Annotated in this window: 11 protein-coding genes; 8 read left to right on the top strand and 3 right to left on the bottom strand. The window is 67.8% G+C overall.

Translation table 11 applies throughout. From position 1 onward, the window contains the following. Positions 1-189: 189 nt before the first annotated feature. The gene (locus tag ACK8N7_RS17590; RefSeq protein WP_500442928.1) at positions 190-468 is read right to left on the bottom strand and encodes a hypothetical protein; all 279 of its coding nucleotides are present in this window, start codon (positions 466-468) and stop codon (positions 190-192) included. Positions 469-546: 78 nt separating this feature from the next. On the opposite strand from ACK8N7_RS17590, the gene ACK8N7_RS17585 reads away from it, so the two are divergent. The 3 genes from ACK8N7_RS17585 to ACK8N7_RS17575 all read left to right on the top strand — a co-directional run bounded on the left by ACK8N7_RS17585 (position 547) and on the right by ACK8N7_RS17575 (position 4,223). Beyond that, the gene (locus ACK8N7_RS17585) at positions 547-1,302 is read left to right on the top strand and encodes a GntR family transcriptional regulator (protein ID WP_500442930.1); all 756 of its coding nucleotides are present in this window, start codon (positions 547-549) and stop codon (positions 1,300-1,302) included. A gap of 437 nt (positions 1,303-1,739) precedes the next feature. After that, positions 1,740-2,561, top strand: a complete 822-nt coding sequence (locus ACK8N7_RS17580) for a trypsin-like peptidase domain-containing protein (RefSeq protein ID WP_500443131.1) — start codon at positions 1,740-1,742, stop codon at positions 2,559-2,561. A 27-nt stretch (positions 2,562-2,588) separates the two neighbouring features. Then, a complete protein-coding gene (locus ACK8N7_RS17575) occupies positions 2,589-4,223 on the top strand; it encodes a hypothetical protein (RefSeq protein ID WP_500443129.1) in 1,635 nt (544 codons plus the stop codon). 475 nt (positions 4,224-4,698) lie between these two features. Here the strand turns inward: ACK8N7_RS17575 and ACK8N7_RS17570 are convergent, their stop codons facing one another. Then, positions 4,699-5,895 carry an NAD(P)/FAD-dependent oxidoreductase gene (locus ACK8N7_RS17570; protein ID WP_403213830.1) on the bottom strand — a complete coding sequence of 399 codons (1,197 nt, stop codon included), beginning with the start codon at positions 5,893-5,895 and terminating at the stop codon, positions 4,699-4,701. A gap of 93 nt (positions 5,896-5,988) precedes the next feature. Continuing rightward, positions 5,989-6,933 (bottom strand): RNA polymerase sigma factor SigJ, encoded by a 945-nt coding sequence (sigJ, locus tag ACK8N7_RS17565; protein ID WP_403213832.1) that lies wholly within the window; start codon positions 6,931-6,933, stop codon positions 5,989-5,991. 143 nt (positions 6,934-7,076) lie between these two features. Between sigJ and ACK8N7_RS17560 the strand changes: the two genes are divergently transcribed. The 5 genes from ACK8N7_RS17560 (at position 7,077) to ACK8N7_RS17540 (ending at position 12,060) form a co-directional block, all read left to right on the top strand. Beyond that, a complete protein-coding gene (locus ACK8N7_RS17560) occupies positions 7,077-7,706 on the top strand; it encodes a hypothetical protein (RefSeq protein ID WP_500443127.1) in 630 nt (209 codons plus the stop codon). A 63-nt stretch (positions 7,707-7,769) separates the two neighbouring features. Beyond that, positions 7,770-8,672 (top strand): DUF2797 domain-containing protein, encoded by a 903-nt coding sequence (locus ACK8N7_RS17555; RefSeq protein ID WP_500443125.1) that lies wholly within the window; start codon positions 7,770-7,772, stop codon positions 8,670-8,672. 39 nt (positions 8,673-8,711) lie between these two features. Continuing rightward, positions 8,712-9,596 (top strand): amidohydrolase family protein, encoded by an 885-nt coding sequence (locus tag ACK8N7_RS17550; RefSeq protein ID WP_403213838.1) that lies wholly within the window; start codon positions 8,712-8,714, stop codon positions 9,594-9,596. 75 nt (positions 9,597-9,671) lie between these two features. Beyond that, positions 9,672-10,418, top strand: coding sequence for a response regulator transcription factor (locus ACK8N7_RS17545; RefSeq protein ID WP_031122622.1), 747 nt, complete (start codon positions 9,672-9,674; stop codon positions 10,416-10,418). 28 nt (positions 10,419-10,446) lie between these two features. Further along, a complete protein-coding gene (locus ACK8N7_RS17540; protein WP_500445776.1) occupies positions 10,447-12,060 on the top strand; it encodes a sensor histidine kinase in 1,614 nt (537 codons plus the stop codon). Positions 12,061-12,064 lie beyond the last annotated feature (4 nt).

Raw genomic sequence — 12,064 nt, 5'->3', positions numbered from 1 at the left:
GTAACGGTGGACCGTGCCGACCGGAGCCCGACCCAGGGTGACGGTCGAAGCGTCCGCGGGCGCGGGGTAGGTGGGAGGGGCCAGCGGCCGGGAGGGCGTTAAGGGGCGGCGGTGCCGACCATTGGGGAAGCACCGCGCTCTGGTGCGCGAGATGGCTCGGCGGATACGGTTGAGCATGCTGTTCAGCTCCTATCGCTGATAGCCCGGTCCCCCGACGTCGCGTGTCGTGGGGACCGTTTTACGTACGACCGCCCATAAGGTGCGGCCGTTCAAGCTGGTGGCCACGAGCCCGAATCGATCGGCATCAGCCACCGCGTCCAGGACCTCCCGCCATGAATCGTCGGGGAGCGTGTCCGGTACTTCTGCCTCGACCGTCGTGAACCGGGTGTGCTCCTCAACGCGCGGGCGGAGGCCAGCGGCAGACAAGCGGGCGGCGAGAGCCGCCGCGGTCACTCCCGAAGCGGACACAGCACACCCTCCGTTGCCAGCAATCACTTTCAGTAAAGCTAGTTAACTAGATTAGAGCTAGTGGACTAGATTTTCCATATGTCTGAGCAACCGCCGTACCTCCGCATCGCCGACGAACTCCGGCAGCGCATCGCGGAGCACGTCTGGGAACCGGGCGACCGCCTCCCATCCCGCGCCCAGATCGGCCAGGAGTGCGGCGTGGGCGAGAACGTGGTGCGCAGGGCACAGGAGTTGCTGATCTCCCAAGGCGTCCTGGAAGGCCGGGCCGGATCGGGGACCTACGTCGCCGAGCCCCGGCAGCGCGTGAGAGTCGTCCGGTCGTCGGCACGTGAGCAGCCCAGTGGATCCCCGTTCCGCCAGGACATGAAGGCCCTTCGCCGACAGGGCGACTGGGAGAGCCGGACCGACGCGAAGGTGCCGGCCCCGGCGGAGATCGCGACGCGGCTCGGGATCGCCGAGGGCGAGCTGTGCGTGCGGACGACGTACGAGTTCCTTGCGGACGGGAAGCCGGTTCAGCTGTCGACGAGTTGGGAGCCGTACGCCGTCACTGGCGGCACCCTCGTCGTTCTCCCCGAGGGAGGACCCCACGCCGGGGCCGGGGTCGTGAACCGCATGGCCGCGATCGGAGTCATCATCAGCCACGCGGTGGAGCAGCCCGAACCCCGGCACGCGACCGCCAAGGAAGCATCACTACTCGGCATCCAGAAAGCCGCACTCGTGACGCACATCCGGCGGACGTACTACAGCGACGACGGCCGACCCGTGGAGACAGCGGACATCGTGGTACCCACAGCGCACTGCGAGATCGTCTACGAGATCCCGATCAACCGCTGACGAGCTGCCCCGGCAGCTCCAAAGCCGTGCCCCAGCCGTGCCCCTTCCGTGCCCGACAGAGCGGTAAACCAGGGGGAACAGCGGTACCTGACAGGGAACGGGCATGGCAGAGGCCCCCGACCATACGTACTGGTCGGGGGCCTCTCGCCTGCGGTGGGTGTGGGATTTGAACCCACGGTCACATCGCTGCGACGACGGTTCTCAAGACCGTCTGCATCCACGAACATCTAACCCTCTGACCTGCACAAACGCTGTCACCAGCCTCTGGTGACCCCGCTGTAGCCCACAGCAACGCCACCGGTTCATGGCCGTCAACTCAGACGGTGGCGGGCCGCCAGACGCGGCGGTGCCCAGGGCCGCCTTCCAATTCGATCCTAACCGAGACTCCATTTTGCAAAGAGCTACGATCATCCGGCTTGATGTGGGAGCCTATGCTCATGAACCTGGACACGCCCACTAAAGAACTCCTTTTTGTTACTGTGCGAATTGTGAATGAAGGTGCCGCTGGCGTGCAAAGCGTTGGTACCGGTTTCCTGCTGCACAAGTCTTTTGACGAGTCCAGTTCCATTCCTTTCCTGGTTACTAATAAGCATGTTTTGGCCGGTGCCGAGCTCCTTACTCTGGGCTTCATTGCGCGAGATGATCAAGGGCTACCTAAGCTCGGTCACCGCGAAGACGTGGCCATCGGAAACCCTGAAAACGCCTGGGTTGGACATCCAGACCCTGAGGTAGATGTCGCTGTACTTCCCATCGCTGGCATCATAAATCAGCTAGGTGAAAAGATCTTCTATCGCACACTTCCATCGACCCAGATGCCTTCAGATGGCGATGGTGTCTTCATTGATGCCATCGAGGAGATTACCTTTATTGGATACCCAAACGGCCATCAGGATCCCGCGCACTTGACGCCAATTGTGAGGCGTGGAATTACAGCTACACCTCTTGAACTTCCATTCGGCGGCAAACCTTCATTTCTGGTAGATGGGTCGGTATTCGGTGGAAGTAGTGGCAGCCCAGTATTCCTTTTGAGCGAGGGCTTTTATCGGTCAGGGCCGACCGCAGTGGCAGCTGGTAATCGCTTGGTGTTGGTCGGAATTATCGCTGCCACCGTTCAGCGGTCTACGCTTCTTCCGCTTGTTGTAGGTCGCGGTCCGCACGTGAGGCTTGCTCAGGAACTCAACTTGGGAGTGGCCTACAGTTGGCACGCGATCGAGCAAACTATTGCAGAATTTTACCGCCGAAGCAGTACGGCAAAATAACCTTTGGGTGGAGGTAGTGGAGTAGCCATGCCTGACAATGCGAAACTGGCAGACTTTTTCGGCGACGCGTTCGTTTCCTATATCGCCAACCACGATAGTGTGGCAGATTCGAAAGATCTCGGCGACTTTTCGACTGCAGTGCTTGCCACGCTTGATCACATCTGCATGTCTACCGCCTATCAGGAACCGTATCTGAGGTGGGCGAACGTTGCCGCTAATGTCATGCGTCTCACGAATCGGCAGGGGATGTCCCTAGCCAATCACTTGCGCCAAAGCAACGGCGGGAAGCTCTTCCATGTCGAAGGATCGAATGATGAGCTGTTGGATAAGTTGCTACGTGTCGCTAGCGATATTTATCCCGCCTTCCTCGTCAAGCGCCCAGAGGCTGAACCGCTCAGTGCGACCCTTGCGTGTGGTGGAGAGTTTCTAAGCCACCCTGATGGCCTATCTTTCACGGTGGGCTTGTTGGGCGACCCTGACACCTCGGCACTTTTCCCAAATCAAGAGCCTCTCGCCGATAAGGCGCCTGCTGAGCAAGGCCGAGAAATCACCGACGTTCAATCTTTTCTAGTGACTTCCAGTGGAGGAGTGCAGATTCTGAGGCTGCATTCCATTGGTGAGCATATCCTGAATAGTGCCTTTCATCGTCTGGTGACGGCAAATAGCGATGTATCGCAAGCGCAATTTCTGCGAGAAGCCTCAAGTGTCCTTAGTGATATTCGCAGGCTAGGGCGTGGCGAATCGATCGACATCACAGTGGTGGTGGGCTTGGCGCAGCTGGGTATCGATTGCGATGAAATCGTGCTGGGGGATGAGCGCGCCTTGAGGCGCAGATTTTCATATTCGAACACAGGATCTGGTGCACCATGGAATCCGATCGTGCTCACTCTGGCGAGGAGTTACAGGATTCATGAAGTGAAAAGCGTCATTTACTCTGACGGGGAATTCAACTACCTCGACGCGCAGCCTTACGCCGACCAAGTGCGGGAGTGGCATAGTGATATTGAGGTGGTGACCGATAGATGTTGTCTTTCTCTTTATATGGCGTCCGATGTTGCTAGACCTTCTGGTATCGTGCCAGCCTTCACGGCAGTGCTGGAACCGTTCACGCATTATCCAATTGAGCCTTGGAGGTCTCGCCCTCAACCCAATGTTGCGGGAATCAGCCTTAGTCAGACAACTGCCATCGAAGCATCGGCCTGGTATGTTCGATTCCGTGACTCGCATCCCGCGAATCTAAACACCGCTATCCGGCGGATGGTGTCTGCTTGTAATAGTCGATATACACCCTCGGACTCGCTTCTGGATGCAGTATTGGCTTGGGAGAACATGTTCAGTGGTACTCCCGAAACCGTACTAAGAGTGTGCGGAGCTATGGCATGCCTGCTTGCGCCCGGACAGTACGAAGAACGGTCCGCGCTTTACAGTGAAATTAAGCAAATTTACAACGCGCGCAGTCAGATTGTGCATGGAAAGTCCAAGCGCGCCCTTACGGAATCCCGCATTCAAGCCCACGCTGATAAGGCGATCGAGTATGCCTTCAGGTCGATGAAGGAGCTATACAAGCACCCTGATGTTTTGGCACTCAGGGACTCTGACGCGCGAGGGTTGGCCGTTCTTCTCGGAGCGACACAAGGGAAGGAGAAGTTGTCAAGCCTGTGACTGCGAAGACGAGCCGTTGCGCCTTTTGTTCTCGCAGGCCCGTAGCGTTGGCTGCCCCAGTCGCAACGCGTCGGCGGCTGACGGCTACGGAGGCAGCGTGGGCGGCGGCCGGGCTGGAGCGGGGCGGAGACCGGAGCGAGCCGCCTTGACGAGGTGGGGAAATTCTTGCGCCGTCTGATCCGCTGGCCACGATCGAGCGATGCCCAGGGTGACGTGCATCCGCATGGGCGACCTGTAGCTGGGGCTGCTGTACAGCAGCGGAGTACCGCAACCACAGCAACTGCCCCCGCCCGCCACCGTCTCTCCGGACCCTCCTAACGGCCGGTATGGCCGTCACTGACCGATCCGGCTAGAGCTACGGATCAGAAGGTTGCAGGTTCGAATCCTGCCGAGTGCACATCAGGCCAGAGGCCCCCAGGAGAAATCCCGGGGGCCTCTCGCGTTGCCCGGACGGAGCGGACGTTCGGGCGGAACCTCACGCCGCTCGGGCGACCGCCTCTGCCGGCTTCTGTGTGATGACGCCGCGCCGCCGGGTCGGCAGCCCCAGGGTCGGGTTGGCGACGCCCCAGGCTGCGCCCTTGCAGACCAGCTCCTTGTAGAGGGCGGCCGTTCGTCCGGTGAGGGCTGCGGGGCGGGCGCGGTCGTCGGCGGTGACGTACTGGATGAGGCCCTCCCTGCGGCCCAGGGAGATGCACTGGTTGAAGTAGCGCAGCGGGACGGTCGTGGGCTTCGTGCCGGTCAGACGGGAGGCGATGGAGTCGGCGGCCTGCCAGGCGGTGGGGACGCCCGAGGCGCACGACATGCGCAGCGGCTTGTCGCCCGGGCCCATCACCCGGGCCGCGTCGCCTATGGCGTACACGTCCGGGTGCGAGACCGAGCGCATGGTGGCGTCGACGACGATCAGGCCGTTGCCGTCGGCTACCAGGGTGGTCGCCCGAGCGATCGGGTGCACGGCGAAGCCGGTGGTCCACACGGTCACCGCGGCCGGGATGGTGGAGTCGGCGGTGGTGACGCGGTCGGCCTCGACGGCGGTGACGGCGGTGTGTTCGTGCACGGTGATGCCGAGCCGGTCGACGACCTTCCGCAGGTGCCGGGCGCCCTTGGGGGAGAGCCAGTCGCCGAGCCCGCCGCGGGCGGCGAGGGCCACGTCGAGGTCCGGGCGGGCCTCGGCGATCTCGGTCGCGGCCTCCAGGCCGGTGAGTCCGCCGCCCACGACGACCACGGGCTGCCCGGCGGCCAGGCCGGCCAGGCGTTCGCGGAGCCGGAGCGCGCCGGAGCGGCCGGCGATGTCGTGGGCGTGCTCGGCGGTCCCGGGGACGCCCTGGGTGTTCCAGGCGCTGCCGAGGGCGTACACGAGGGTGTCGTACGCCAGCTCCTCGGCGCCGTGCGCGTCCGTGACGGCGACGGTCCTGCGGTCGACGTCGACGGCGGTGACCCGCGCGAGCCTCACTTCGACACCGGTGCCGGCGAACATCTCGCTGAAGGGGCGGGGCGTGAGCTCCTGGCCGACCGCCAGCTGGTGCATCCTGACCCGCTCGACGAAGTCGGGCTCGGGGTTGACGAGGGTGATGGCGACGTCCTCGCGGCGCAACCGCCTGGCGAGGCGACCGGCGGCGATCGCTCCGGCGTATCCGGCTCCGATGACGATGATGCGGTGCTGCGTGACCTGCATGACCTGGCTCCTGTCTCGCGCGGTTTCGCCCCTTGAACCGGGCAGCCCGCCGTTTCCTGACAGGTGTGCGATGTGACCTGTGCCACAAGATGGTCAGAAGGCGTGGAACAGGGGTTCTCCGTGGTCGGTGGCGGCCCACCGCCGGGTCGCGCGTTCGAGCTTGTCGGGGTTGGCCTGGTTGCGGAACGCGGCGATGCCGTCGTCGGTGACCTCGACGCACATGACGCCGATGACCCGGCCGTCGACGACCGCCACGACGGCGGGGGCGCCGTTGGCGGTCGTGGAGTAGATCCCGGCCGAGCCGCCCACGAGATCGCGCTTGGCCTTGCTGGGCTTGAACAGGCCCCGCATGAACTTCGCGACCGCCAGGGCCCCCTCGAACGCCTTCGTGCGGGCCGGCACCTTCCCGCCGCCGTCACCGATCGCGATCGCGTCCGAGGTGAGGAGCCGCACGAGCGGCTCGGTCCGCCCGCTGGTGGCGGCGGCGAGGAACTCCTCGACGATCCGCCGGGCGGCGGCCTCGCCGATCTCCGTACGGGCCTTGCCCTCCGCGATGTGCTTCTTCGCGCGGTGGAAGATCTGCTGGCAGGAGGCCTCGGTGATGTCGAGGATCTCCGCGATCTTCCGGTGCGGGTAGTCGAACGCCTCCCGCAGCACGTACACCACCCGCTCGTTGGGCGAGAGGCGCTCCATGAGGGCGAGCACCGCGTACGAGACCGACTCGCGCTGCTCCGCGGTGTCGGCGGGGCCGAGCATCGGGTCCCCGGCGAGAAGCGGCTCGGGCAGCCACTGGCCGACGTACGACTCGCGCCGGGCGCGGGCCGAGGTGAGCTGGTTGAGGCAGAGGTTGGTGAGGACCTTCGTCAGCCAGGCCTCGGGGACCTCGATGCGGTCGACGTCGGCGGCCTGCCACCGCAGGAACGTGTCCTGTACGGCGTCCTCGGCATCGCTCGCCGAGCCGAGCAGGCGGTAGGCGATGGCCTCCAGACGGGGCATGGAGGCCTCGAACCGGTCCACGTGGGTCCTCGTCAGAGCCATGGTCCGGATCCTAACGGCACCCCGGAGCACGGGGACGGCGACGATCCTGTCCGCTGCTGCCCCGACCCGTGCATCGGCGCCGTGTGCCGGGGTAGCCGGAAATGTACGGGGCGTGATGGGCGCTCCCCGCGCGGAGGTTACCGATGGCGTCGCAGAGGCACGGCCAGGTGCAGCGGTGGCAGGACCGGTGGTGGGCGGTGGCGCTGCTGGTGCTGGTGGTGTGGGCCGGGATCCGGCTGGCCTTCGACGGGTGGTCGGGGTGGCCCGGGATCCTGGCCGGCGGGCTCGTCTACGCCGGGTTCATGACGTGGTACGTGATGCGGCGCCGACGTCGGGACGCCCGGGCGGTGGGGACCGAGGCCGCGCGTGTGCCGGAGCTGGAGCGGCGCATCGCCAGGAACGGCGAGCTGCCCGAGGACCCGGCCGAACAGGCGGTCATGGTCCGGCTGATCCGCCGCCGGGAGGAGAAGCTGCGCCGCAATCAGTGGTGGGCCTTCCCGCTGCTGGGGCTGATCCTCTTCGGGACCCCGCTGCTCTGGTTCGCCGCCGGGAACGTGGCGGCGGGCGTGTGGGGGCTGGCGTTCGGGGCGGCGTTCCTGGGGTGGATGGCCTGGTTCAACCGGCGCTTCGTCCGCCGCATGGCCGGGATGCGGCGGCGGATCGAGGGCGTCGGCGGCGGCCCGGTCGGCGGTCGCCCGATCGCCGGCCCGGCCATCGGCTCGACCGGTCGCCCGGCCGGTGGTGCGGAGGGGTTCCCGCACGGCGCCCGTTAGCCTTCGCGGAGACGTGACGGCGGGGCCGGTTCATCGGCTCCCGGTGGAGAGAACGGGGTTCGGGTGGCCTTCGGGTGGCGGTGTACCGGGGTCGCGTGGCCGGGGGACGAGCCGCGGTTGGGGTGGAGCAAGGGCGCCGAGCGGCGGGTGAGCGTTCTCGCGTACGGGGGCGGGTTCGGGTTCCGGGCGGTGGGGGAGCGGCACTGTGTGGGGGCCCGGGGGAACGTGTGCCCCCTGGGGGCCGTGGTGTCCGTGCGCAGTACCGGGGCCCGGTGCCCGGAGTGTGCGCGGCTGGACCGAGCGCATTCGGTGGCCGCCGACACGCTGCTGGACGACCCGCGTACGTACCGCGTGTATCTCGCCTGGTTCGGGCCCGGCATGGTCAAGGTCGGGATCACCCGGGAGGAGCGGGGCGCCGCCCGGCTGCGGGAGCAGGGGGCCGTGGCGTTCACCTGGCTCGGGCGCGGGCCCCTCATGGCGGCCCGGCGGACCGAGGAGGTGCTGCGGGCCGCCCTCGGGGTGCCGGACCGGATCCCGTACGCCAGGAAGCGGGCCGTACGCGGGCAACTTCCGGGTGAGCAGGAGCGGTCGGCCGAGGTGGTGGAGTTGTACGGGCGGGCCGCCGCGCTTGAAGGGCGTGGGTGGCCCGAGTCGTTGGAGCCCCTGCCTCTTGAAGTCGTCGATCATGCGGAAATCTTCGGGCTGGAGCGCTCGGCCGCCGCCGCGCGGTCCGTGAGTGAGCTGGTCGACGGGGGCGTGGTCGCCGGGCGGTTGGTGGCCGCCGCCGGGCCCGATCTTCACCTTGCCGTGGAAGGGGGCGGTGGCGGTAGTGGTGGCGTGGTCGTGCTGGATACGCGGCTGATCACCGGGTGGGAGCTCGCCGCCGTGGACCCGGCAGCGGCGAACGATGTACGTGTCCCCCTCATCGACATCGGGGGCGGCGGCGTGCAGGGTGGGTTGTTCTGACCTTGCCGGGGTCGGATCAGCCGTCGAAGGAGTCTGTGCGTGGAAGCCGAGAGCCATGACGTCGTGCGGTTCTGGGAGCGGCTCGGGCTGCCCGGCATCATCGACGTGCACACCCACTTCATGCCCGAGCAGGTCCTGCGCAAGGTGTGGGCCTACTTCGACTCCGCCGGGCCGCTCACCGGTCTGGAGTGGCCGATCACCTACCGGTACGAGGAGGAGCAACGGCTGTCCGTGCTGCGGTCGTTCGGGGTCCTCCGCTTCACCTCCATGCTCTACCCGCACAAGCCCGGCATGGCCCGCTGGCTCAACGACTGGGCCGCCTCTTTCGCCGCCCGGACGCCCGACTGCCTGCACACCGCGACCCTCTTCCCGGAGGAGGGTGTGGAGTTGTACGTGAAGGAGGCCGTCGAGAACGGGGCGCGGGTCTTCAAGTCGCACCTCCAGGTCGGTGCGTACGACGCCAACGACCCCTTGCTGGAAGGGGCTTGGGGGCTGCTCGCGGAGGCCGGGGTCCCGGTGGTTACGCACTGCGGGTCCGGGCCGGCCCCGGGGAGGTTCACCGGGCCCGAACCCATCGGGCGGCTCCTCGCGCGCCACCCCCGGCTGCGGCTGATCGTGGCGCACATGGGGATGCCGGAGTACGGGGAGTTCCTGGCGCTGGCGCAGGCCTACCCGGAGGTGCGGCTGGACACGACGATGGCGTTCACCGACTTCAGCGAGGGGTTCACGCCGTTCCCCGCCGACCAGCGCGGTCGGCTCGCCGATCTCGGGGACCGGATCCTGCTGGGGACGGACTTCCCGAACATCCCGTATCCGTACCTCCACCAGTTGGAGGCGCTGGAGCGGCTGGGGCTGGGGGACGACTGGCTGCGGGCGGTCTGTCACGGGAACGCGGAGGCGTTGTTCGCCGAGGGGCCTTCCTAGGAGTCGCGCCGGTTTCTCAGCCAATTCACAGGAACGGGTCAGGCTTCTCTCACGGGCGCCTCACAGGGTGGTCCCATGACGACGACGACCGCGCCCCAGGGGCGTACCGAACTGCTCAGGCCGGACCGCACGCCCGTGCGCGTCCTGGTCGTGGACGACGAGGCTCCGCTCGCCGAACTGCTCTCGATGGCCCTGCGGTACGAGGGCTGGGAGGTGCGCAGCGCCGGTGACGGGGCCGGGGCCGTACGCGCCGCCCGGGACTTCCGCCCGGACGCGGTGGTCCTCGACGTGATGCTCCCGGACATGGACGGGCTCGCCGTGCTGGGCCGGATCCGCCGCGAGTACTCCGACGTGCCCGTCCTCTTCCTGACCGCCCGGGACGCCGTGGAGGACCGGATCGCCGGGCTCACGGCGGGCGGCGACGACTACGTGACCAAGCCGTTCAGCCTGGAGGAGGTCGTGGCCCGGCTGCGCGGGCTGATCCGCCGCTCCGGTACGGCACTCGCGGCCGAGCGCAGCCAGTCGACGCTCACCGTCGGGGACCTGGTGCTGGACGAGGACAGCCACGAGGTGAGCCGGGGCGGGGACGCGATCCACCTGACCGCCACGGAGTTCGAGCTGCTGCGGTTCCTGATGCGCAACCCGCGCCGGGTGCTCAGCAAGGCGCAGATCCTGGACCGGGTCTGGAACTACGACTTCGGCGGCCAGGCCAACGTCGTCGAGCTCTACATCTCCTACCTCCGCAAGAAGATCGACGCCGGACGGACGCCGATGATCCACACCCGGCGCGGGGCGGGGTATCTGATCAAGCCCGGTGAGTAGCCGCCCGGGCGCCAAGGGCGGCAGGGGCGTGCTGCGACGGCCCTGGACCCTGCGGACCCGGCTCGTCGTGGCCGCCGTCTCCCTCATCGCCGTCGTCGCGGCCGCCATCGGGTCCGTCACCGCCATCGCCTTCCACAGCTACATGTACGACAAGCTGGACGACCAGCTGCACTCCATCGCCGTACGCGCGGAGCGGCCGCCCGGCCCCCAGCCGGTGCCCGACGCCCTGCGCGAGGCGGGTCGGCTCGGGTTCGTCGGCGGGGGCGGGCAGCCGCTCGGCACGTTCGGGGCGCTCGTCGGGGACGACGGGGACGTCACCGCTTCGAAGGTCGTCGAGGACAGCGGGCTGCGCTCCCAGGAGAGCGCGAAGCCCCTGACCGGGCAGCAGCAGCGCGCACTGGAGGCCGAGGCCCCGGAGACCGGCGAGGGGACCCGGAGCGTCGAGCTGCCCGGCCTCGGCGGCTACCGGGTGGAGGCCGCCACCACCGCCGAGGGCCGGACCGTCCTCGTCGGGATTCCCACCGCCGAGGTGAGCGGGGCGCTGAACACCCTGATCCTCGTCGAGGTCTGCGTCACCGCCGCCGGGCTCATCGCCGCCTCCCTCGCGGGCACCGTCCTCGTCGGCGTCGCCATGCGCCCGCTGCGCCGGGTCGCCGCCACCGCCACCCGGGTCGCCGAACTCCCACTGCACAGCGGTGAGGTGGCGCTCCTGGAGCGCGTTCCGGACGCCGAGGCCGATCCCCGTACCGAGGTCGGGCAGGTCGGCGCCGCGCTCAACCGGATGCTGGGGCACGTCGGTTCGGCGCTGGCGGTGCGCCAGGAGAGCGAGACACGGGTGCGGCAGTTCGTCGCCGACGCCAGCCATGAGCTGCGCACCCCGCTGGCCTCGATCCGCGGGTACGCCGAGCTGACCCGGCGCGTGACCGGCCGGGAGCCGTCGGACTCCGGCTCCGTCACCCGGCACGCGCTGGGGCGGATCGAGTCGGAGGCGGACCGGATGACGGGTCTGGTGGAGGATCTGCTGCTGCTGGCCCGGCTCGACGCCGGACGCCCGCTCTCGTACGAGAGCACCGATCTGCTGCCGTTGGTCGTGGACGCGGTCAGCGATGCCCGGGTGGCGGACGCCGCCACCGAGGCTGACGCCCTCCACCACTGGCGGCTCGATCTGCCCGACGAGCCCGCCGGGCCCGTGACCGTACGCGCCGATCCCGCCCGGCTCCAGCAGGTGCTGGTCAACCTGCTGGCCAACGCCCGCACCCACACCCCGCCGGGGACCACCGTCACCGTCTCCGTACGGCGGGCGCCCGCGCGTGCCGGGGGACCGGTCACCCTGGAGGTGCGGGACGACGGGCCGGGCATCCCGGCCGAACTGCTGCCGCACGTCTTCGAGCGGTTCGCCCGCGGTGACGCCTCCCGATCACGCGTTGCCGATGCCGGCGCCGATGCCGCAGCCGCAGCCGGAAAGGCCACCGGCTCGACCGGCCTCGGTCTCGCCATCGTGCAGGCCGTCGTCTCTGCGCACGGCGGGCGCGTACGGGTGGACTCCGCGCCGGGCCGGACGGTGTTCGCGGTCGAGCTGCCTGCGGAAGCCGGCCCGTACGAGCACTCACAGGGCAGGGACAGGCTCACCACACCGGTGTGACAGC

This window comes from Streptomyces griseobrunneus (assembly GCF_046713465.1).
GTDB classification, from domain to species: domain Bacteria; phylum Actinomycetota; class Actinomycetes; order Streptomycetales; family Streptomycetaceae; genus Streptomyces; species Streptomyces microflavus.
Note: the sequence above shows the minus strand (reverse complement) of the source record. Positions and strands in the feature narration are given on the sequence as shown.